Annotated in this window: 21 protein-coding genes; 9 read left to right on the plus strand and 12 right to left on the minus strand. The window is 62.5% G+C overall.

Features of this window, described 5'->3' with window-relative positions:
- Position 1: 1 nt before the first annotated feature.
- The 9 genes from FJ972_RS24230 to uxuA all read right to left on the minus strand — a co-directional run bounded on the left by FJ972_RS24230 (position 2) and on the right by uxuA (position 10,027).
- Entirely contained in the window at positions 2 to 1,207 is a 1,206-nt protein-coding gene (locus FJ972_RS24230) for a CaiB/BaiF CoA transferase family protein (protein WP_140525109.1), read from the minus strand.
- A 22-nt stretch (positions 1,208 to 1,229) separates the two neighbouring features.
- Positions 1,230 to 2,015, minus strand: a complete 786-nt coding sequence (locus tag FJ972_RS24235) for an SDR family NAD(P)-dependent oxidoreductase (RefSeq protein ID WP_140497497.1) — start codon at positions 2,013 to 2,015, stop codon at positions 1,230 to 1,232.
- Between the two features lie 2 nt (positions 2,016 to 2,017).
- Positions 2,018 to 3,013: an ABC transporter permease gene (locus FJ972_RS24240; protein WP_140525110.1), complete on the minus strand. Its 996-nt coding sequence runs from the start codon at positions 3,011 to 3,013 to the stop codon at positions 2,018 to 2,020.
- Between the two features lie 3 nt (positions 3,014 to 3,016).
- Entirely contained in the window at positions 3,017 to 4,549 is a 1,533-nt protein-coding gene (locus FJ972_RS24245) for a sugar ABC transporter ATP-binding protein (RefSeq protein ID WP_140525111.1), read from the minus strand.
- Positions 4,539 to 5,522, minus strand: a complete 984-nt coding sequence (locus tag FJ972_RS24250; protein ID WP_140515234.1) for an ABC transporter permease — start codon at positions 5,520 to 5,522, stop codon at positions 4,539 to 4,541. Before FJ972_RS24250 ends, FJ972_RS24245 begins: the two co-directional genes overlap by 11 nt.
- Positions 5,523 to 5,654: 132 nt before the next feature.
- Positions 5,655 to 6,686 carry a sugar ABC transporter substrate-binding protein gene (locus FJ972_RS24255; RefSeq protein WP_027027652.1) on the minus strand — a complete coding sequence of 344 codons (1,032 nt, stop codon included), beginning with the start codon at positions 6,684 to 6,686 and terminating at the stop codon, positions 5,655 to 5,657.
- Positions 6,687 to 6,713: 27 nt separating this feature from the next.
- On the minus strand, positions 6,714 to 7,565 hold the full coding sequence (locus tag FJ972_RS24260) for an IclR family transcriptional regulator (protein ID WP_140515233.1): 852 nt from the start codon (positions 7,563 to 7,565) through the stop codon (positions 6,714 to 6,716).
- Positions 7,565 to 8,713, minus strand: coding sequence for an ABC transporter substrate-binding protein (locus FJ972_RS24265; RefSeq protein ID WP_140525112.1), 1,149 nt, complete (start codon positions 8,711 to 8,713; stop codon positions 7,565 to 7,567). The genes FJ972_RS24260 and FJ972_RS24265 overlap by 1 nt, the downstream gene beginning before the upstream one ends.
- Positions 8,714 to 8,842: 129 nt before the next feature.
- Positions 8,843 to 10,027, minus strand: coding sequence for a mannonate dehydratase (gene uxuA, locus FJ972_RS24270; protein WP_140525113.1), 1,185 nt, complete (start codon positions 10,025 to 10,027; stop codon positions 8,843 to 8,845).
- A 134-nt stretch (positions 10,028 to 10,161) separates the two neighbouring features.
- Here uxuA and FJ972_RS24275 point away from each other — a divergent pair, with 134 nt between their 5' ends.
- From FJ972_RS24275 to FJ972_RS24285, 3 genes are read left to right on the plus strand one after another with little or no spacing between them, the layout of a single operon-like run.
- The gene (locus tag FJ972_RS24275) at positions 10,162 to 10,953 is read left to right on the plus strand and encodes a FadR/GntR family transcriptional regulator (protein ID WP_224671760.1); all 792 of its coding nucleotides are present in this window, start codon (positions 10,162 to 10,164) and stop codon (positions 10,951 to 10,953) included.
- Positions 10,946 to 11,731 (plus strand): SDR family NAD(P)-dependent oxidoreductase, encoded by a 786-nt coding sequence (locus FJ972_RS24280; protein ID WP_140525114.1) that lies wholly within the window; start codon positions 10,946 to 10,948, stop codon positions 11,729 to 11,731. The genes FJ972_RS24275 and FJ972_RS24280 overlap by 8 nt, the downstream gene beginning before the upstream one ends.
- 6 nt (positions 11,732 to 11,737) lie before the next feature.
- Entirely contained in the window at positions 11,738 to 12,847 is a 1,110-nt protein-coding gene (locus tag FJ972_RS24285; protein WP_140515229.1) for a mannonate dehydratase, read from the plus strand.
- A gap of 93 nt (positions 12,848 to 12,940) precedes the next feature.
- Here the strand turns inward: FJ972_RS24285 and FJ972_RS24290 are convergent, their stop codons facing one another.
- On the minus strand, positions 12,941 to 13,882 hold the full coding sequence (locus tag FJ972_RS24290) for a DUF1236 domain-containing protein (RefSeq protein ID WP_140728045.1): 942 nt from the start codon (positions 13,880 to 13,882) through the stop codon (positions 12,941 to 12,943).
- Positions 13,883 to 14,076: 194 nt separating this feature from the next.
- Here FJ972_RS24290 and FJ972_RS24295 point away from each other — a divergent pair, with 194 nt between their 5' ends.
- On the plus strand, positions 14,077 to 14,376 hold the full coding sequence (locus FJ972_RS24295; protein WP_224519082.1) for a DUF1236 domain-containing protein: 300 nt from the start codon (positions 14,077 to 14,079) through the stop codon (positions 14,374 to 14,376).
- Positions 14,377 to 14,497: 121 nt separating this feature from the next.
- Here the strand turns inward: FJ972_RS24295 and FJ972_RS24300 are convergent, their stop codons facing one another.
- Positions 14,498 to 14,719 (minus strand): hypothetical protein, encoded by a 222-nt coding sequence (locus tag FJ972_RS24300; RefSeq protein WP_140497477.1) that lies wholly within the window; start codon positions 14,717 to 14,719, stop codon positions 14,498 to 14,500.
- A gap of 231 nt (positions 14,720 to 14,950) precedes the next feature.
- Between FJ972_RS24300 and FJ972_RS24305 the strand changes: the two genes are divergently transcribed.
- The 4 genes from FJ972_RS24305 to FJ972_RS24320 all read left to right on the plus strand — a co-directional run bounded on the left by FJ972_RS24305 (position 14,951) and on the right by FJ972_RS24320 (position 17,973).
- Positions 14,951 to 15,340: a response regulator gene (locus tag FJ972_RS24305; RefSeq protein ID WP_140497475.1), complete on the plus strand. Its 390-nt coding sequence runs from the start codon at positions 14,951 to 14,953 to the stop codon at positions 15,338 to 15,340.
- Positions 15,337 to 16,110, plus strand: coding sequence for a Crp/Fnr family transcriptional regulator (locus FJ972_RS24310; RefSeq protein WP_140497473.1), 774 nt, complete (start codon positions 15,337 to 15,339; stop codon positions 16,108 to 16,110). The genes FJ972_RS24305 and FJ972_RS24310 overlap by 4 nt, the downstream gene beginning before the upstream one ends.
- 351 nt (positions 16,111 to 16,461) lie before the next feature.
- A complete protein-coding gene (locus FJ972_RS24315) occupies positions 16,462 to 17,292 on the plus strand; it encodes a sensor histidine kinase (RefSeq protein WP_140515226.1) in 831 nt (276 codons plus the stop codon).
- A gap of 252 nt (positions 17,293 to 17,544) precedes the next feature.
- On the plus strand, positions 17,545 to 17,973 hold the full coding sequence (locus tag FJ972_RS24320) for a hypothetical protein (protein WP_140515225.1): 429 nt from the start codon (positions 17,545 to 17,547) through the stop codon (positions 17,971 to 17,973).
- Between the two features lie 81 nt (positions 17,974 to 18,054).
- Here FJ972_RS24320 and FJ972_RS24325 read toward each other — a convergent pair whose 3' ends face one another.
- The gene (locus tag FJ972_RS24325) at positions 18,055 to 18,246 is read right to left on the minus strand and encodes a DUF2934 domain-containing protein (RefSeq protein WP_140497466.1); all 192 of its coding nucleotides are present in this window, start codon (positions 18,244 to 18,246) and stop codon (positions 18,055 to 18,057) included.
- A 310-nt stretch (positions 18,247 to 18,556) separates the two neighbouring features.
- On the opposite strand from FJ972_RS24325, the gene FJ972_RS24330 reads away from it, so the two are divergent.
- The gene (locus tag FJ972_RS24330) at positions 18,557 to 20,548 is read left to right on the plus strand and encodes an erythromycin esterase family protein (protein WP_226880392.1); all 1,992 of its coding nucleotides are present in this window, start codon (positions 18,557 to 18,559) and stop codon (positions 20,546 to 20,548) included.
- Positions 20,549 to 20,553 lie beyond the last annotated feature (5 nt).

A 20,553-nucleotide genomic window follows, 5' to 3' on the forward strand; every position in this document is an offset into this window, starting at 1 on the left:
GTCAGGCGGCGTCCACGGTCATGTCACCGGACGCCTCCAATGCGGCGATCTCGTCCTTGGAGAGGCCGAACTCGGCCAGGATCTCGCGGCCGTGCTGGCCGACCAGCGGCGCCGGCCGTTCTATGGTCGCGGGCGTCTCGCTCATCTTGACCGCCGGAGCGACCACCCGCACCTTGCCGCCGCGCGGATGGTCGTAGCTGGTGATCATGCCCATGTGCTTGACCTGCGGGTCCTCAGCGGCGCGGCGGATATCCTTCACCTCGGCGCACCAGATGTCGGCTGCCAGCAGCCGCGCCAACAAATCCTGCGTGGCGAATTTCCTGGTCTCGGCATTCACCTTCTCGAAGACTTCATCGCGCTTGTCGAACAAAGTCTTGAGATCGTCGTAGACGGCAAGCTGCGGCGCCTCCAGCACCTCGTAGAGCGTCTTGAACGGGCTCATGGCGATCGACACGTAGCCGCCGTCGCTGGTCTCGTAGATGCCAAACGGCGCCTGCATGCCGGGATGGCCGATCCCGGAATTCGGCCGCACGAAGTCCTCACCAAGGTTGAGCACCGCGACATATTCCTGGTTGAGGTGCGCCAAGAGGCCGGCCAGCAGGTTGACCTCGATCTTCTGGCCCTTGCCGGTCTTCTCGCGATAATAGAGCGCCGACAGGATGCCGTAGACCATGTTCATGGCGCCGATCTGGTCGGCGAGGCCGGCGCCGGCGGGAACCGGGGCTTGATCGCCGCGGCCGGTGTTGGCGATCAGCCCTGCGAGCCCCTGGATCAGCATGTCCTGGCCGGGGCGCTCGACATAAGGCCCTTCCTCGCCATAGCCCGAGCCCGAGCAATAGATGATGCGGGGATTGACAGTCTTGAAATCCTCATAACCATAGCCGAGCTTGGCCAGCACGCCTGGGCGGAAGTTCTGCACCACCACGTCGGCGCTTTTCGCCATTTCCATGATGATGGCATGCACCTTGCGGCTCTTCAGGTTGAGCGCGATCGAACGCTTGTTGCGGTTCCAGGCGAGGAAGTTCGGGCTCTCCGAGCCGCCGACCCATTTGGCGAAGAAGGTCATGCCACGGAACATGTCGCCGGCGCCGGCGCGCTCGATCTTGATGACATCGGCGCCCATGTCGCCGAGCAGCTGGGTAGCGAACGGCCCCTGCAGCAGATGGCTGAAATCGAGGATGCGGACGCCTTCGAGGGCCTTGTTCATGTCATGTCTCGTTTCAAAATTTTCAAAGCAGTTCGGGAACGTAGCGCGGCGCCGCCGTCAGCCCGCCATCGACGCGCAGGTCGGTGCCGGTGGTGAAGCCGGCGGCATCGGAGGCAAGATAGACGGCGGCCTCGGCCACCTCCGAAGGCTCGCCGATACGGCCGAGCGGATGCATCTTGACCCAGGCCTTGGCAAGATTGCCGCCGATCTCCTTGATGAGTTTGTCGTTCATCGGCGTGTTGATGGTGCCCGGCGAGATCGAATTGACGCGGATGTTCAGCGGCCCGAATTCAACCGCCATCTGGCGTGTCATCGCCATGACCGCGCCCTTGGCACCGGCATAGGCGGTCCAGCCATCAAGTCCGATGTGGCCTTGCGCGGAGGCCATGTTGATGATCGAGCCCGATTTCTGCGCGATCATGTGCGGCAGCGCGTATTTACAGCCGCGAAACACGCTGGTCAGGTTGACTGCTATCAGCCGGTGCCACTGCTCGTCGGTCATCTCGTGCACCGGCATGCCGCCAATGGCAATGGCCGCGTTGTTGACGAGGATGTCGAGGCGTCCCGTCTTTTTGACGGCACTGTCGATGAGGCCTGAAATGTCGGCCTCCTGCGAAACGTCGCAATGCAGGTAGTCGGCGCGGTGGCCGGCGGCGCGAAGTGCGGCCGCGAAATCCTCACCAGCGCTGTCGGCGATGTCGCCCAGGAAGACATGCGCCCCTTCGCGCGCCATCGCTTGCGTGATCGCGTGGCCGATCCCGTCGGCCGCACCAGTGATGACGGCGATTTTTGCTTCAAGACGAGCCATCTTCAGCCTCCATTCGCACGCCGGCGTTTCGCTTCATCAAGGGCGACCGCGGCAATGATGATCATGCCGGTGATGACCAGCTGCCACTCGGTCGGCAGGCCAAGCCCGCGCAGGCCGTTGGACAGGAATTGCAGGATCAGCACGCCCAGCGCCATGCCGGTCAGGCTGCCGATGCCCCCCGCAAGGCTGACCCCGCCGAGCACGGTGGCGGCAACCACCTGGAATTCGAAATTGAGCCCCGCCGTATGCTGTGCCGAGCCGACCCGCGCAGCCAGGATGATGCCGGCGACCGTCGCCAGCAGCGCGCTGATGATGAAGCAGATGAACTTGACCCGCCGCACGTCGTAGCCTGCAAGGCGGGCCACTTCCTGATTGCCGCCGACGGCATAGATTTGCCGTCCGAACGGCCGGTGCCGCATCATGTAGGCGAAGGCGGCGAGCAGGACGATGGCGATGACGGCCGAATAGGGGATGACGTTGAACAGGCGGCCATCCGACAGCGCGATGAAGCTGTCGAGGCTGGCATCGTCAGGGATCGCCCGCTGACCAGTGTAGAGATAGACGCCGCCGCGCATGATGAACATCGTGCCCAGCGTCACGATCAGCGAGTTGATGCCGGCATAGGCGGTGAGATAGCCGTTGACGACACCGATGATCAGCCCGAACAACAGCGCGCCGCCGACGCCGAGCAGCAGCGAATTGGTGTCGTTCATGATGATGATCAGCGGCAGTGCAATGGTCGCCAGCAGCGATCCGATCGAAATATCGACCTCGCCGGAAATGAAGACGATGGCGCAGCCAATGCCGGCGGTGAGCGCGAGCGAGGCCTGGCCGAGCACATTGGTCATGTTGCGCACGGAGAAGAAATTCTCGACGGTAACGGAGAAGAAAGCCAGCACCAGCACGAGGCAGACCAGCAGCGCCAATTCCTGCCGGGCAAAGAGCCGCGCCAGCATGGACGGCCGGGCTTTCGCGGAGACTGTATTCACAACGCTCATGTCTTATCCGATCGCCGCATTGAGGATCTTCTCCTGCGTGGCTTCGTCGCGCGGCATGATCGCGGTCAGGCGGCCTTCGCACATCACCGCGACCCGGTCGGCAAGACCGAGCAGTTCCGGCATTTCCGACGTCATCATGATGACCGCCAGGCCTTCGCCGGCGAGCCGGTCGATCAAGGCGAATATCTCCGACTTGGCGCCGACATCGATGCCGCGGGTCGGCTCGTCGACGACGATGACCTTGAGGCCACGCATCAGCCAGCGCGAGATCAGCACCTTCTGCTGGTTACCGCCTGAGAGGTTTTTCACCTCTTGGAACAGGCTGGGCGTCTTGATGCGGAAGCGGTCGACGTAATCCTGCACTGCTTTGTGTTCCCTGGCCTTATCGACGAAGCCCATGCGGGCGAAGGCGCCGAGCGAGGCGAGGCTGGCATTCTGGTAGACAGGCAGCTCGCCCATCAGCCCTTCGCTCTTGCGGTCCTCGGTGAGCAGACCGATGCCTAACCTGACGCCGGTGCGCGTATCGTGCGGCGAGAGGCGCTGGCCGTCGACGGTGATCGTGCCCGAAGTAATCGGATCGTAACCGACGATCGCCTTGGCGAGTTCGGTGCGACCGGCGCCCATCAGCCCGAAGAAGCCGAGCACCTCGCCGGCGCGCGCCTCGAAGGACACGCCGTTGAGCTTCTTCGCCGTGCTGAGCTTGTCCACTGACAGGGCTACCTTGCTAGCCGGTGCGCCACGCTTGCGGGGAAACAGATTTTCGATGCGCCGGCCGATCATGTCCTGGATCAGCGTGTCGTTGGTGTGCTCGCCGATCGGCTTGGTCGAGATGTGGCGCCCGTCGCGCAGCACCGTCACCGTGTCGGCGATCTCGAACACTTCGTCGAGCTTATGGCTGACATAGACCACCGCGATGCCGAGGTCGGCAAGCCGGCGGATGACGGTGAACAGCAGCGAAACCTCGTTCGGCGTCAGCGAGGATGTCGGCTCGTCCATCACCACCACGCGGGCTTCATGAGCGAGCGCGCGGGCGATCTCGACCATTTGCTGCTGGCTGACCGGCAACGAGCCGGTTCGCGCCGCCGGATCGACGTTGAAGCCGATGCGGTCGAAGAGCGCGGCTGAATCGGCGCGGATCTTCTTCCAGTCGATGGAGCCGCTTCTGCCGGTCGGATAGCCTTCCAGGAAGATGTTCTCGGCAACGGTGAATTCGGAGATCAGCGCGATCTCCTGGAACACGACCTTGATGCCTTGCTTCAAGCTGTCGCGCGGCGACTTGATGTCGACCTCGCGTCCGTGCATGCGGATGGAGCCGGCATCCTTGCCGTAGACGCCGGCCATGATCTTGATCAGCGTCGACTTGCCGGCGCCGTTCTCGCCCATCAGCGCATGGATCTTGCCGGGCTCCAGGGTGAAGTCGACATTGTCGAGCGCCACGACGCCGGGAAAGCGCTTGCCGATGCCGCGCAGTTCCAGCGCCGGCACATCGGTATCGATGGCCGCGCCTTCGCCAGGATGCAGGAAATCAACGGACATTGGCTCTGTTCCGGATGATGTCGAGATAGGTTGCCAGGATGATGACGATGCCCGGCACCACCATCTGCAAATCCTGGTTCCAGCCGAGGATGATGATGCCGTTGTCGATCACCTTCAGCACCAGAACGCCAAGCAAGGTACCGAACAGCGAACCGCGGCCACCAAGCAGGCTGGTGCCGCCGAGGATGACGGCGGCAATCACCGTCAGCTCGAAGCCACGGCCGGCGGTAGGCTGGCCGGCATTCATCAGCGACGACAGGATCATGCCGGCAACACCGACGCACAGGCCGGTGACGACGAAGGCCAACAGCTTGAGCCGTTCCGAGCGAATGCCTGACAGGCGCACCGCCTTTTCGTTGGCGCCGACCGCGTAGAGGTAGCGGCCGAGCGTGGTGAAGCGCAGCGTCACATAGGCAACCACGAAGATCAGCGCCGCCAGGATGACGGGAACCGGCACGGGGCCGACATAACCGGCGCCGAGATCGGTGAAGTTTGCCAATTGGTTGTGGTTCTGCACCGCCTCGCGCGTGAAGAGATAGACGCCGCCCTGCAGCATCATCATCGTGCCGATGGTGGCGATCAGCGAATTCACCCTGAGCCTGGTGACGACCAGCCCGTTGAACAGGCCGACCCCGCCGGCAAAGGCGAGCGCCGCCAGCATGCCGAGCGTAAGACTATGGGTGGAATTGAGCACTGCCATGCCGATGCAGCCGACGAAGGCGAGCGACGCGCCGACCGACAAGTCGACCTCGGCGGTGATGATGAGCATGGTCATGCCCGAGGCGACGATCAGCACCAGAGCGCATTGGCGCAGGATGGCGATGATGTTGGCCTCCGAATAGAATTGCGGCGCCGCGATCGAGATGGCGATGCACAGCACGGCCAGGATTGCGCCCAGCACGAGCTGGCTGCTGCCCAGAAGGTTGCCGCCGATGAAACGCTTCGACGCGGAGGCCTGTGTAAGCTCGCTCATTTCAGTCCATTCCCGGCCGTTTGCCTGGTCCCTCTGGAACCTGTCGTGTCGAACCCGGCATTTGTCTTGCCCACCGAAAGGTCCTGGCCGCCTGCCCTTCCCGCAACACGGGAAGGGCGATATCGGCCGGCCTTATTTCTTCAGGTCGGCGGAGGTCTTCATGCACTTTGCCGGCGGCTGCAGCGCGTTGACGGCATCCCATTTGATGGTGCGGGTGGTGCCGTCATAGTCATAGAACTTCTTCCAATCGTCGCCGTTCATCGGCGCGGTCGGGCTGACGATGTGCTCCGGCACTTCCTCATTGTTGAAAAGCTTCACCGCGGCATCGATGGCGGTAAAGCCTTCCTTCTCGGGGAACATCGCGGCTTCGATGCGGTAGGAAGGCTCGTTCTGCATCGCGTTGATGAAGGCAAGCCCTTCGCCGCCCGTGCCGACCGTCAACAGGCCATCCTGCGACTTGCCCGCCGCTTTCCAGGCCTGCAGGCCACCCAACGAAGACGAATCATTGATGCCGTAGATGATGTTGATATCGGCGTTCTTGGCCAGTGCCGCGGAGGACACTTCGAGAGCGCGGTCCGGATTGCCGCCGCCGTCGAGATCGTGGACCATGACCGCATCGGGGATGATGGTCTTCAGCCCGTCCATGAAGCCGTGCGAGCGCAGCACGGTGGCGGAAAGCAGCGGCAGGCCGACATTCATCACCTTGGCAACGCCGCCGAGCTTTTCCTTCGCGTATTTGCCGGCCTCGACGCCGGAGAAATAGCCGGTGTCGTAGTCGCAGATGGCGACCATGGTCGTCATGCCCTTGACCGGATTGCCTTCCAGCACGACCGGCACGTTGGCGGCCTTGGCCTGGCGCAGCAGCGGCACCACGCCTTCTTCGTTCACCGGGGTGATGATCAGCACGTCGACGCCCTTGGCGATGAAGTCTTCGGCCGCGGCGACCTGCTTGGCTATGTCGAGATTGGCATCCTGCACCTCGACCTCGATGCCGAGTTCCTTGCCGTGAGCCTTCATGCCCTTGATGACGTTCTGATACCACTCATGGGTGGCGTAGTTGGTGACGTAGCCGATGCGCTTGGGCATGTTCTCGGCATGCGCGGCGGCGGCGCCGAGCGCCAGCACGGCGGCGGACGCAAACAGGATTGACTTGGACCAGAGCATTTTCTTCTCCCAGATTTATCGCTTTTGTTAGTCGCTGAACGGATAGTCCCGCCGTTCCGGGTCGGCACGTAAGGAGTTGGTGGCTTCGCCCCAGCCGAGTGCCGCCGATATCTTCTCGGCGGCGGCGCGGGTGCGTTCGAAGACGGTTTCGCTGTCGAACCGCGCCGCCTTCTGCGGCAGCAGCGGCACGGTTAGCGCGGCGATGACGGCACCGGTGTGATCGTGCACAGGCATGGAGATGTTGGTGCAGGCCGCAACGGCCAAGGAAGCGCGCATCTCGTAGCCGAGCCTGGCGACCTCGTTCAGCCGCGCCTCGATTTCGGCCCGCGTGCCCTGGCCCTCACCGGCGGCCACGATGCGCTCGACGATGCGGTCGCGCTCGGCCCGGTTCGAATGGGCGAGCAGCACGGCACCCGAACTTGTTTCGAGGATCGGGAAATGCGACCCAAGTGCTACCGAGTAGCGCATCGGCAGCGGCGAATCGATCTGCAAAACCACCAGTGCGTTCTGGCCCTCGCGCACCACGAGATGGCAGCTCTGGTCGGCATTGGCGGTCAATTCGCGCATCACCGGCAGAGCGCATTCCACCAGCCGGTTTACCGGCGGATGCATGTGCGCCAATTCGAACAGCTTCAGCGACAGCCGGAAACGGTCCGATTGCGTGCGAAAGATATAGCCCCGTTTCTCCAGCAGAAGCAGGATGCGGTAGATCTCGTGAATGGAGCGGCCGAGGCCGGTCGCGATCTCGGTCTGGGTCAGCGTTTCGGCGCTGGAGGCCATGAATTCCAGAACGTCGAGCGCCTTCTCCACCGCCGGCACGCGATAGCCGTTGCGGCCGCTTTCGCCCTCGTCGAGCGTCTCGGCAACGCTGGCGGCCATCAGGCGACGCTCCGTTCCGGCTGGACTTGCCTGGTTTCGCGGTAGAGGCTGTTGACGTGGCCTGCGAGTTCGGTCGCCGACATGTCACCGGCTATGGCTGCGGCGGCATGCGGCGCGCATTCGCGGAAGAAGGCGATGAAGCCCGGATGGGTCGGACGCAGATAGGACGAGGCGATCGTCCGCAGCGTCGAGCCGAAGAAATCGCCGGAAAGACCATTGACCCCGGCATCCTTCCAGGCAGCCAGCGAACCCGGTTGTCCGCCAGATTTCACATAGTCGCCGCGCTGGTATTCGGGCGAGCACAGGAACAGTGCGTAGTCGATCGCGGCCTGCTTGTGCTTCGATTGGGCGCTGACGCCGATGCCGGCACCGCCGAGCAAGGCGCCGGCGGCTTGCGGGGTGGGCACTTCGGCGAAGCGCAGATGGGGCCTGTCGGGTTTCGAGGCGTAATTCACATAGCCGAAGGCGAACGGCACGTAGACAACGTCGTCATGCGCGATCATGTGGTCGTAGCAGCGGATCGGATTCCACTTCGACGAGTCCGGGTGCGAAAGCGCGACAAGCTCGCGCAATTGCGCAATCGCCTGCTCGACCATTTCCTTCGCGATGAATTGCTCGCCATCTTCCTGGGGACGGCCAAGCGTCAGAAGCAGACACATGGCGTCGGTCGGCACGAAGGGCAGGCCGAGCCACTTGCCGTCGCTGCGCGCGCGCCGGCCAAGCTCCAGCACTTCCTGGTGCGTGCTAGGCACCGGCCCGTAGCGCTCCAGCAAATCCGGCCGATAGGAGGCGACCTGGCAGGCGGCATCGATCGGCAGCGCCCACTGACGGCTGTTCTTCTGGTAAGAGCGCCAGGACGCCCCGACTGAGTCACGTTCGAAGAAACGGATCTGTTCGGCCGACAGATAAGCGTCGAACGGGACCATCAGTTCATCCTGGGCGATATCGCCGATGAAGGGATGGTCGAACACGACCAGATCGTAAGTGCCGAGCACCGGACCGAGGGCGCCCTCACCGAATTCATAGAGGCTGCGGCGGTCCCATTGGATCTCCAGGCCGGGATGCGCGGCGCAATAGGACTCGATGCTGGCGTCCAGCGGACCCCAGCATCGTCTATGATCCCACGCCAGTCCGCGCAGCTTCGTCATGCCACTCAAATCCTCCCGGCACCGGCAATAGCCGGCTCGCCATCGACACTAGCACCATTTTTCATATGCGCAACTTGTTTTCATTTGCGCAAAAAGCGCACACATCCTCCCGACTGGCCGATGCAGGGTTCAAGCCAGATCGAAACGCTCCACGGCGCGCATGATGCCGCGCAGTTCAGCCAACCCCTTGAGCCGTCCGATAAGCGAATAGCCGGGGTTGATCTTTTTCTTGCCGATGTCGTCGGCAAGCAGATGCCCATGGTCCGGCCGCATCGGGATTTGCCAGTCGGCCCGGCCTTGCTCGCGACGGCGCTTTTCTTCCTGCATCAGAGCGAGGATGACGTGCGCCATGTCGGTGCCGCCTTCGAGATGCTCGGCTTCATAGAACGAGCCGTCCTCCTCGATGGTGATGTTGCGCAGGTGGACGAAATGGATGCGGTCGGCGAATTCCTTGACCATGGCGACGATGTCGTTGTCGGCGCGCGTGCCATAGGAGCCGGTGCAGAAGGTCAGTCCATTGGCGGGACTGTCGACGGCGTTGAGGATGAAACGCGCGTCCTGTGCCGTCGAAACCACGCGCGGCAGGCCGTAGAGCGAGAATGGCGGGTCGTCGGGATGGATGCACATGCGCACCCCCTCCTCTTCGGCCGCCGGAATGATCTCGCGCAGGAACCAGGCGAGGTTGTCGCGCAACTCCTTCGGCCCGATCGAATCGTATTCAGCCAGGGCTTCGCGAAAACTGTCCCTGTTATAGCTGCGTTCGGTCGCCGGCAGGCCGGCAATGAGGTTGCGCTCGATGCGGTCGATCTGCTCTGGCGTCAGCATCTTCAGCCGCTTCTCGGCCTCGGCGATACGCGCCGGCGTATAGCTTGCCGCACCGTTCTTGCGCTGCAGCACGAAAAGATCGTAGGCCGCGAAATCGATCGCATCGAAGCGCAGCGCATAGCCGGTTGTCGGCAGGCGATACATCAGGTCGGTGCGGGTCCAGTCCACCACCGGCATGAAATTGTAGCAGATCGTCTCGATGCCGGCCTTGGCGAGCGCCCGGATGCTGTCGCGGTAGTAGCCGGCATAGCGCTCGCGCTCGGGCGCGCCGATCTTGAAGGAATTGTGCACCGGAATGCTCTCGACGACCGACCATTTCAGGCCAGCCGCCTCGATGATCCGCTTGCGCTCGAGCACATCGGCCTCAGGCCAGGCGCGGCCGTCATAGATCTGGTGCAACGCGGAGACAACGCCGGTGGCGCCGGCCTGCCTGACATGTTCAAGCGTCACCGGATCATCGGGACCATACCAGCGCCAGCACTGTTCCATGAAGCCTCCTCAGGGTTGGCGGCGACCATATTGTCGGACCACAAGCCTGTCAACAGAACCTTTCCGTCGCCATACAGTTGATTTCCTGTGGATCGAGCCCTAGGGTGGTCCAACAAATAGCAAGGAGTTCTGCGGTGGAACAGGCGAGCCACGATTCGATGGAGGCGGCAGACGAAGCCGGGATCAGCAGTTCCGCCGTCGACCAGACCGTGCGGCAGATCCTCGACCTCATCCGCAATCGCGCCATGTCCATCGGCGATGTGCTGCCCACCGAACGGGAGCTTGGCGAACTGTTCGGCGCCAGCCGCAACACGATACGCGAGGCGCTGCGCACCATCCGAACCTATGGGCTGATCGATCCCAAGCCGCGCGTCGGCGCGGTGCTCGCCGATCGCCAGAATGTCGCGATCCAGAATTTTTTCGCCGCGCAAATGGACATATCGAAAACGTCCTTTCACGACATACAAGGATTTCGCCGCATCATCGAAGTGAGCGTCGGCGACCACATCATCCTCAATGCCAGCGCCGCCGAACTTGAAGCCCTGGACGAGGTCAATGGCCTGATCGAGACCAGCAAGGATGTCCAGGAAGCCGCGCAACGCGATTTCGATTTCCATCTGGCGCTGATGAAGCTCGCCGGCAACCGCATGCTGGTGCAGACTTATCAGTTCCTGTCGCCGGTCATCCTGCACATCATGACCGTCGGCAAATCCATCCGGCCGGTGCTGAGCGAAACACGCCACGCGCATGGCGAGATCATCGCGGCGCTGCGCGCGCGCGACCGCATTGCCTACTGCTACCTGATGAGCCGGCATCTCGATTTCGGCTTGCGCTTCGTTCCCGACGACCTCGAAAACGCCCGTATGTCGGCGGCAAACCCGGTGCATCCGGGTCCGGCATCTTCCAAGGATTTGCATCATGTCTGATTTTGAGAACAAGGTGGCGCTGATCACCGGCACGACCGGCATCGCGCTCGCCACTGCGAGTCGCCTGGCGCAAGGCGGCGCTGCGATCATCGCCTGCGGCATCGACCGGGCGGCCAATGCCGCCATGCAGGAGAGCCTCGCCAAGGCCGGAGCGAATGCGCTGGTGCAAACGGTGGATGTCTCCGTTTCCGACCAGGTGCGCGACGCGGTCGCAGCGGGCGTCGCGAGGTTCGGCGGCATCGACATCATCGTCAATTCGGCGGCGGTCCACCCCTACGGCACGGCGACCACCACCGACTGGGAAACCTGGAACCGGGCGATGACGGTCAATGTCGGGTCGATCTACCTGACCGCGCATTTCGGCATTCCCGAAATGATCCGCCGAGGCGGCGGTGCCATCGTCAATGTCGCCTCGGTGCAGGGGTTCGCCTGCCAGCAGAACGTCGCCGCCTATGCCACGACCAAGGGCGCCATCCACACGCTGACGCGTTCGCTGGCGCTCGACTATGCCGCGGCCGGCATCCGGGTCAATTCGGTCAGCCCGGGCTCGATCCGCACGCCAATCCTCGAGAAGGCAGCGCGTGGCGACAATGGAAGCGACGCCGATGTCGAAGAAGCCTACAAGCGCTTCGGCGCCGCCCATCCGCTCGGCCGCATCGGCGAGCCGGAGGAAGTGGCGGAACTCATTGCTTTCCTGTGTTCATCGAAAGCCGGCTTCTGCACAGGCGCTGACTACAAGATCGATGGCGGCCTCACCGCTGGCATCGGCGTCAAGTAGGGCGACATGAAGATCGGACTTGGCCTCTATCGCGATTCGCTGACGCCGGAGAATTTCCGTTTTGCCCGGCAGGCCGGCGCAACGCATGTCGTTGCGCATCTCACCAACTATTTTCGCGGCCGCGATCCCTCGCTGTCGGCCGGCACCGAAACGGATGGCTGGGGCGATTGTTCGACGGATGGATTGTGGAGCTACGAGGATTTCACCGGACTGGTGAAAACCGTACGCGACAACGGCCTGGAGATCGCCGGCATCGAAAACCTGTCGCCGCGCTTCTGGTCCGACGTGCTGCTCGGCGGCCCCGATCGGTCGAGGCAGCTCGACGGCCTCAAGCGCCTGGTGCGTGACGCCGGCCGGGCCGGCATTCCCTGCATAGGCTACAACTTCTCGATCGCGGGCGTGTGGGGCTGGCAGCGCGGGCCATTCGCGCGCGGCGACGCCATGTCCGTGGGGCTCGATTTGTCCAATATCGATCCCGACCTGCCGCTGCCCGACGGAGTGGTCTGGAATATGCGCTACCGGCCGGGCCGAGCCGGCGCCGCGCCTGTCAGGGTCTCGCAAGAAGAACTGTGGGAACGGCTTGGCGTCTTTCTGCGCGAAATCGTACCGGTGGCCGAAGAGGCCGGCGTCGTGATGGCTGCGCATCCGGACGATCCACCCGCCGAGGCGCTGCGCGGCACGGCGCGCCTCGTCAACCGGCCGCAGAAATATGATCGGCTGATGGATATCGTCGACTCGCCCGCCAACGGGCTGGAGCTCTGCCTCGGCTCGCTGCAGGAGATGCCGCAGACCGAGGAGATCTACAGCCATGTGCGCCGTTTCGCGCGGCGTGGCCGCATCGGCTATATCCATTTCCGCAATGTGCGGGGCAAAGTGCCGAAATATCACGAAACCTTCGTCGACGACGGCGACATCGACATGGCCGAGATCGTGCGCATTCTGCGCGACGAGAATTATCAAGGCGTCATGATACCCGATCACACGCCTGAGATGGCCTGCGACGCGCCATGGCACGCCGGCAAGGCCTTCGCATTGGGCTACATGCGCGCACTGGTGCAGAACGCCGACGCGCTAGGCCCGGTACGAAGCCGGGCACCCGACATGGCAGCGGAGTGAATAGGGGACGCACGACTGACATTTTTCGAGCCCGAAGGCGCCGCAAAAGCCCGCTTTCGATGGAGAGCGGGCTTTTGTTAGTCGGCTCGGTTCCTAACTCAGGATAGCGACGATCTCATATGAGTTCGGATCGACAATAACAATCCTGCCATCGGCCAGGAGGAAATATTCATAGCTCTCATAGGCAGGAACGATTTCGACGATCCGGTGCGGAAGTCGATGCAGCCGCACCTTCTGCTTCGGCACTTTCACGCCGACCGAAATGTCCACGTCGAGGTTCGAGACCGGTTCCACCTTCGTCTCGCGGATGACGTTGGTGATTTCGGTCTTCTGCTCGACGGATATATTGTTGATTGAAGCGGTTGAACTCTGGTCGGTAGTCGTACCGGCCTTGCCCTGCGCTTGCTGATCGGTAGTCGTACCGGCCTTGCCCTGCGCCTGCTGGTCGGTCGTCATACCGGCCTTGCCCTGCGCTTGCTGATCGGTCGTCGTACCGGCCTTGCCCTGCGCTTGCTGACCGGTAGTCGTACCGGCCTTGCCCTGCGCCTGCTCGTCGGTCTTCATGCGGGGCTTGCCTTGCGCCTGCTGATCGGTCTTCACGCCCGCCTTGCCTTGCGCCTGCTCGTCGGTCTTCGCTCCGGCTTTGCCTTGCGCCTGCTCGTCGGTCTTCATGCCGGCCTTGCCTTGCGCCTGCTCGTCGGTCTTCATGCCGGCCTTGCCTTGCGCCTGCTCATCGGTCTTCATGCCGGCCTTGCCTTGCGCCTGCTCGTCGGTCTTTACGCCCGCCTTGCCCTGCGCCTGCTCATCGGTCTTCGCTCCGGCTTTGCCTTGCGCCTGCTCGTCGGTCTTCATGCCGGCCTTGCCTTGCGTCTGCTGCTCGGTGCTGCCGCCCTTCTGGCAATTGGCCGAGCCGGCTGCGCAAGTGTCTGCCCCACCCGATTGGGCCGCTTCGCCCGACTGCTGCTGGGTCTGCGCGATTGCCGCCCCACATCCGAGGGTAAGCGCTAACATGCTGGTGATCAGAGTGGTTCTCATGGGAAATCTCCTAGGATGGCAGTCCCTTCGCGGCAAAACTTTGCCACCCCGTGATTGTTCCACCGAAGGCTAATATATTCCGGAGCGGATGGAACTGCCGGCATTTTGCGAAGTTCGGCGCATGGGGCGCACCTGCCGAAACGCCGGTGGCGTCGTCGGCTTGGCGCCCTGCCCAACATCTGATGGAGACAGAAGTGGAAAAATATCTACTGGGAACGGCAGTGGGCATCCTGTTTCTTGCGGGGGCCGGAGCGGCCGCGGCGCAAGATGTGGTCATCCAGCCGGAGCAAGAAACCGTTATCAAGGAGTATGTGAAGAAGCAGCCGCTGGCCTCGGTCCAACTGCCCGGTGTGGAACTCAATGTCGGATCCACCGTGCCTGATACGGTCGAACTTCATGAAGTTCCCGATGTGAAATACCGCTACGTCGTGGTCGACAATCGAACAGTTCTGGTCGACCCGGAAACCCGGAAAATCGTCCAGGTCCTTCAATGACCGCATGTTCCAAAGCGCCCGCCCCGGCATGCGTCGAGGCGAGCGACCTGTGTCAGGTTTCTGTTTTCATGCATGTCTTTGTTCCAAACCGAGGCGTTTTGGGCGACATGCATGAGCATGGCTACGACTGCAGGTCAAATGCGATGTTGCGATGCTTTTGAATTGCTGAGCTGGCAACAATGTCCGCCAGTTCTTTGTCGGAGAGAGTGCATTCTGGCAGTTCGTAACGGATGGCTGACACCGCCTGCGCCGTGGAAATTGGCCATTCGAGATTTCTGCGGGAATTGATGTAGTGATCGATGGCCCGGATCAGTTCCTTCGAGGTCATATCGATCACAGGCATCGGTTCCTCCTCCTTATTTCCCCGTTTTTCTCACTGTGTTGACGGACACCGAAACCTGCCATCACAATTGTTAAAACGGCAGACGAAAAAGATGTCGATTCAGGAAAATAGGGGCTGGCGGTGGCTTTGGAGTTCACCTCCGCTGCATCGGTGGAAATATAACTGGGAGTGCAGCGGGTTGCGGTGTAGTGTCCCAAGTGATGGCCGCTGCAAAGGGAGAGCTCTTGCACCATGGACGGGGAAGCGGCGAAATCAGCCTTTCTGGGCGGGATTCGCGTTTTGATCGTGGAAGACGAATATTTTCTCGCCGATGACCTGCGTAAGGCTCTCGTCACACAAGGGGCGATAGTGCTCGGCCCGGTCGCCACGGTCGAGCCCGCAATCGAATTGCTGAACAGCGGTCAATGCGATTTTGCGATTCTCGATATCAACTTGCGCGGCGAGCAGACATTCGAGATTGCCCGCGAGTCGTTGGCGAAAGGCGTTCCGATCGCCTTCGCCACCGGCTATGATCAGACGGCCATACCAGCAGAGCTCGGCGGGATCAGGCGATTTGAAAAGCCTCTGGAATTCGGCAGCATTGTCGAGTTCGTTGCCGCGACGGCACACGATACGCGATGAACGAGAGAAGCGAGCCGGCGGTTGGCCTGAGAGCGAAGACCGCGCGGCACCCGCTTATCCGCAAGCTGTCCAATTTCACGGTCCTGTCCGTGGAAGAATGCGACGCCATCGAGAGCGCGACAACAAAGGTCGCCGAATTCGCCGCCGGCGATGACGTCATCCAAAGGGGCGACAGGACAGGCGGGGTCAACCTGCTGCTCGAAGGATTTGCCTGCCGCTACAAGATTCTCGAAGACGGTCGGCGACAGATCCTTGCCTATTTGGTGCCGGGCGACCTTTGCGATCTTCACGTGTTCCTGCTGCGGCGCATGGACCACTCGATCGGTGCTCTCAGCCGCTCCAAGGTTGCGGCGATCCCGCAGAGCGCCATCCTCGGCTTCACCAACAGCTATCCCAATCTTACGCGTGCGCTCTGGTGGACCACGCTGCTCGACGAGGCGATCACCCGCGAATGGGTCGTCAACATCGGCCAGCGGACTGCTTATGAGCGGATGGCTCACCTTTTTTGCGAGCTGTTCCACAGGCTTCACGCAATTGGTGAAACGGCCGGCAAGAGCTATCCCCTACCGGTAACCCAGGCGACCCTGGGCGATACGCTCGGTCTTTCGAACGTGCACATCAACCGTACGCTTCAGGATCTCAGGCGCGACGGCCTCATTTCGTTCAACAACGGCACTGTAACGATCAAGAACCTGGCGAAACTGGAGGCGGCGGCCTTTTTCAATCCTGATTACCTTCATCTGTTGGACGTCAGGGAGCCTTTTGCATGATCAGGCACGGCCTCATCGAGTGGAGCGCAAAAATGAAACATCATAGGGAACCTGGCCTGCTTCTGCCGGTTCGGCGTGACCGGAGGCGGTAGCGAGCGATGGCCAAGCGCGATTTGATCGGCGGATCGGCAGGTACGATCGATCCGCTGGGCCGCTGCGATCGCCCTCCATATTTCCGCCGACAGCGGCGGCATTAATGCTCCTGCCGGCTCGACGGTATCATTTTCGCCGGCTGAAAACCCCGCGCGGCGGCACGAAAGCCAATCCTGGGCGCGTGAACGCGAGCCAAAGGCCGACGAGACGATGCGCTTGGCACCGCGCATGATCGATGAACGGTTGAAGGACTGACAGGTGGCTGGAAAAAGACCTCCCAAGAAAGACGTCACGGGTACATTCTCCCGTCCGCAAGGTGTGTCCGCCGAAGAACGCGATGCTTCCGCGTCGATGCGGCTCAGCCATGTCGATGAACAGATGGACGAACGTGACGATCATATCGCCCGGCTCGAAGCCGAACTCCAGGTCACACGCGACCGCCTCCAGGCGACGAAGGCATTTGCCGCCGAATTGCAGCACCGCGTTCGCAACACGTTGAGCATTGTCCGTTCGATCGCTCGCCGGTCGGTTGAAAACAGCAACAATGTCGAGGACTATGCCTTTCACCTCGAGGGCCGCATCAATGCGCTTGCACGCACGCACAATGTGCTGATGCGATCGGCCTCGGCCACCGTGCAGCTTGACATGCTTGTCCTTGACGAGCTTGCGTCCCAAGGCGGCCGGACGGAAGATCAGTTCACCATAGATGGCCCGGATATTTCCTTGTCCGGAAAGACGGCGGAGACCTTGGGCCTGGCGTTCCACGAACTCGCCACCAACTCGATGAAATATGGCGCGCTGTCGGCAGCCGACAAATCAATCAGCGTAAGCTGGAAAGTGGGTGGCACGCCCGCCAGACAGGAGCTGAAGATCCGCTGGATCGAGGACCTGCATGGTCCGGCAGCAATACCTGCGCGACGCGGCTTCGGATCCGAGCTGATCGAAAAGGTGGTGCCCTATGAGATCGGCGGAGCTGGCTCGCTGCGCTTCACCGATGCCGAGGTGATCTGCACGATGGATATCCCCCTCTCGAACGAAATTCACCCCAGCAGGAGCCTGGAGGACCCGCCCGACGATCTCCAGCATTGAACACCGACACTCCTGCGCCGAAAGGCGGCCGGGGCCAGGAGCGTGGAGTTGGAAGGGGCTGACCCAGCACCGACCGAGGTGGCGCAACGGCCCTGGGGTTTGCCGAGTTGCCGCCGCACCAGCCTTCAAATTCTCAAAATGATGGAACTTCAGCGACAACAAAGAGTTCGGAGCGCGGCGACGGCGAGCGCGCTGTCGTGATCTCGCGACTCACCTTGAAGCGGGAGGAACCTGGATCAACAGGAGCTGACCATGAAGTCCCATACACTCGAACAACTACACGCAATCGCGGAAGTTGATACGGTGTGCCCGACAATGACGCGGAACCAACGCCTGGAGCGCTGGGCAAGTCTTCTTGAGCGTCATCCTGAACGGCGCCTCGGAGCGCTTCCGGGCACCGAATATATGAGCCCCGACATGCGCGAAAACGCCTACTGCGTGCAATCCCCCATCAGCGTCGCGTTCGAAGATCCGATACTGCGGGCGCAGGGTCTGGAAGGCGACACCTATGGCGAGGCAAAGCGCTTTTTCGAACTGTCCAACTGGCAGTTGCACAACATCGTCTGCGATTGCCACGTCGGTGCGACCATGAAAGCCGGGTGGGTCGCCGTTCGCGTGCGCGCCGCCATGGGCGAAGGTTTCAATATCTTCGCCAGGCTCAGGGCGCTGCTCGGACGTTGACCGAGACGCCATCTCGAATGCGTCGACGGAATGAACAGTCGGTCGACGCATTTTTCCTCCTTGGCGGCAAGTGACGTCGCTTCAGGAGCTTCGAGGCTCTGACCCGCTGCCGATGGTCGGATCGGGCACCACCGGACCGCGCTCGGCTTCCGATCCTTCCGCCTCTATTTCCTGCACGGCCTGGTCCCAATGCTCCTGCTCTCGGCCCGGCGGGCGGCCTTCGCGCTCCCAGATCTCGTAGGCTCGTCGCTTTATGAGTTCTTCCTTGTCCATTGGAAACTCCTCCTGCGTGCCCCAATCTCCGGCAGGCCGCTTTGTTCCCTCCGGAAACAAAGGCAACGCTTTTGGAGCGATCCGGACTAGCCGCACCGGAGCGACACGGAACCCTTGGGGGATTAGGCCGTTTCCGAGCATCGGCGCAGTGGTGGATGACTTGGGAATGCCCGCCGCTCGAACTCTTGGCGACGAACACGCCAATGATGTGCCTGCGCCACGCCTTGCCGCCCCGTGTGGCCTCGGCCAATCAAAGCCTTGCAGCGGGACCCCAAAGGGTGGGCGCGGCGCAAATATTGGGCTTGAGATCATGACTATTGTCTTTTCGGATCGTCGCGAGGCAGGACGCGTTCTCGCTGATAAGCTCGGCCACTTCGCAGCGCGCGATGATGTCACCGTGCTGGCGCTGCCGCGCGGCGGCGTGCCTGTCGCCTACGAAGTCGCACAGGCATTGAAGGCACCGCTCGACGTTTTCGTCGTGCGCAAGCTCGGCGTTCCCGGTTACGAAGAATTGGCCATGGGCGCGATCGCGACCTCCGGCGTACGCGTCCTGAACGACGAGATCGTCGAAGGCCTCGCCGTGCCGCCCCATGTCATCGACGCGGTCACGGCCAGCGAGGAGAGGGAGCTTTTACGCCGCGAGCACCTCTATCGCGGCGAGCGGGTGCCACTCCTTGTGGAGGAACGCACCGTCATTCTCGTGGATGATGGGCTCGCCACTGGGTCGACCATGCGCGCGGCAGTCAGGGCGCTGCGGGAAAAGCGGCCGGCCCGCATCGTCGCGGCCGTTCCGGTCGGCAGTCCCGACACCTGCGAGGCGATGGAGAGCGAGGCCGACGAGGTCGTCTGTGCGACGACGCCGCAGCCGCTCATCGGCGTCGGGCGCTGGTATGAAGACTTCTCCCAAACGAGCGACGACGAGGTCCGCGCCCTTCTCGCCAAGGCGGGGCGACCAACCGCACCGTCCGGCCGCGATGCGCCGCAGAATACGGCAAGTCGATTGCACAAGCACGTCGTTCGGCTCTCCGGAGACGCGCGAGACTACGACGAGCTCTTGGCGGCGATCGGCGAGGCGCGCTTCGTGTTGCTCGGTGAAGCTTCGCACGGCACACACGAGTTCTATGAGGAGCGCGCGCGGATCACGCGGCGGCTAATCGAGGAGCAGGATTTTGCCGCCGTTGCTGTCGAAGCCGACTGGCCCGACACATACCGGGTCAACCGCTATGTTCAGGGAACAGGCGAGGATATCGACGCGGAAGAGGCGCTCGCCGATTTCCGACGCTTCCCCACCTGGATGTGGCGGAACAGGGTCGTCGTCGATTTTGTCGAATGGCTGCGCCGGCACAATGAAGCGCCCGGCAAGGGCAATCCGAAAGCCGGGTTCTACGGGCTCGACCTCTATGCCTTGCATGGCGCGATGAAGGCGGTGCTACGCTATCTCGAAAAGGCCGACCCGGCCGCGGCGGAGATCGCGCGTCGCCGCTATGCCTGTTTCGACCATTTCGGCCCTGACCCGCAGGCTTATGGCTTCATAGCCGGCAATGAGGTCGACAAATCCTGCCAGGAGGCTGTGGTCGCACAGCTGGTCGAGATGCTGAAGCGGCGCCCGGCGAAGGCCGAGCCGCGCGAAGGCGCCGTCGCGGACGAACTCTTCGCGGCGCAGCAAAACGCCCGCCTCGTAAAAAATGCGGAGGCCTATTATCGGGCCATGTTCCTGGCGCCTGAATCGACCTGGAACCTGCGTGACCGGCACATGGCCGAGACGTTCGAAGCTCTCACCGCTCATCTCGGCCGGCTCGGGCGATCGCCGAAGATCGTGGTTTGGGCGCATAACTCCCATCTTGGCGACGCCAGGGCGACAGACAGGAGCCTGCATGGCGAAATCAACCTCGGACAGCTTATCCGCGAAAAGCATGAGCGCGAGGCCTTCCTCGTCGGCTTCACGACGTATCAAGGAACGGTGACGGCCGCGTCGAACTGGGACGGTCCGGCGGAGCGCAAGGCTGTCCGACCTGCCCTGGCGCGCAGCTATGAGGCGCTACTGCATGCTGTCCCGGCCGATCGCTTCCAGCTCGATCTGCGCGGCGACGGCGAAGCCCTGCCGCGACGGCTCCTGGAGCGCGCGATCGGCGTCATCTACCGGCCTGAGACCGAACGGGCCAGCCACTACTTCCATGCCGACCTTGCCGCGCAATTCGACATGCTGCTGCATTTCGACGAGACGCGGGCGGTTGAGCCGCTGGAGCGCAGCTCGCAATGGGACGCCGGCGAGCTCGCGGAGACCTATCCGTTCGGGGTTTAGGGACC

Origin of the sequence: Mesorhizobium sp. B2-1-1, assembly GCF_006442975.2 — a bacterium.
Lineage (GTDB): Bacteria > Pseudomonadota > Alphaproteobacteria > Rhizobiales > Rhizobiaceae > Mesorhizobium.

Coding starts and splice junctions, on each gene's coding strand:
- FJ972_RS24325 (WP_140497466.1), bottom strand. CDS start 18,246: ATGGACAAGGAAGAACTCATAAAGCGACGAGCCTACGAGATCTGGGAG.
- FJ972_RS24245 (WP_140525111.1), bottom strand. CDS start 4,549: ATGTCCGTTGATTTCCTGCATCCTGGCGAAGGCGCGGCCATCGATACC.
- FJ972_RS24230 (WP_140525109.1), bottom strand. CDS start 1,207: ATGAACAAGGCCCTCGAAGGCGTCCGCATCCTCGATTTCAGCCATCTG.
- FJ972_RS24235 (WP_140497497.1), bottom strand. CDS start 2,015: ATGGCTCGTCTTGAAGCAAAAATCGCCGTCATCACTGGTGCGGCCGAC.
- FJ972_RS24240 (WP_140525110.1), bottom strand. CDS start 3,013: ATGAGCGTTGTGAATACAGTCTCCGCGAAAGCCCGGCCGTCCATGCTG.
- FJ972_RS24250 (WP_140515234.1), bottom strand. CDS start 5,522: ATGAGCGAGCTTACACAGGCCTCCGCGTCGAAGCGTTTCATCGGCGGC.
- FJ972_RS24290 (WP_140728045.1), bottom strand. CDS start 13,882: ATGAGAACCACTCTGATCACCAGCATGTTAGCGCTTACCCTCGGATGT.
- FJ972_RS24265 (WP_140525112.1), bottom strand. CDS start 8,713: ATGACGAAGCTGCGCGGACTGGCGTGGGATCATAGACGATGCTGGGGT.
- FJ972_RS24305 (WP_140497475.1), top strand. CDS start 14,951: ATGGACGGGGAAGCGGCGAAATCAGCCTTTCTGGGCGGGATTCGCGTT.
- uxuA (WP_140525113.1), bottom strand. CDS start 10,027: ATGGAACAGTGCTGGCGCTGGTATGGTCCCGATGATCCGGTGACGCTT.
- FJ972_RS24285 (WP_140515229.1), top strand. CDS start 11,738: ATGAAGATCGGACTTGGCCTCTATCGCGATTCGCTGACGCCGGAGAAT.
- FJ972_RS24330 (WP_226880392.1), top strand. CDS start 18,557: ATGACTATTGTCTTTTCGGATCGTCGCGAGGCAGGACGCGTTCTCGCT.
- FJ972_RS24255 (WP_027027652.1), bottom strand. CDS start 6,686: ATGCTCTGGTCCAAGTCAATCCTGTTTGCGTCCGCCGCCGTGCTGGCG.
- FJ972_RS24300 (WP_140497477.1), bottom strand. CDS start 14,719: ATGCCTGTGATCGATATGACCTCGAAGGAACTGATCCGGGCCATCGAT.
- FJ972_RS24310 (WP_140497473.1), top strand. CDS start 15,337: ATGAACGAGAGAAGCGAGCCGGCGGTTGGCCTGAGAGCGAAGACCGCG.
- FJ972_RS24320 (WP_140515225.1), top strand. CDS start 17,545: ATGAAGTCCCATACACTCGAACAACTACACGCAATCGCGGAAGTTGAT.
- FJ972_RS24260 (WP_140515233.1), bottom strand. CDS start 7,565: ATGGCCGCCAGCGTTGCCGAGACGCTCGACGAGGGCGAAAGCGGCCGC.
- FJ972_RS24280 (WP_140525114.1), top strand. CDS start 10,946: ATGTCTGATTTTGAGAACAAGGTGGCGCTGATCACCGGCACGACCGGC.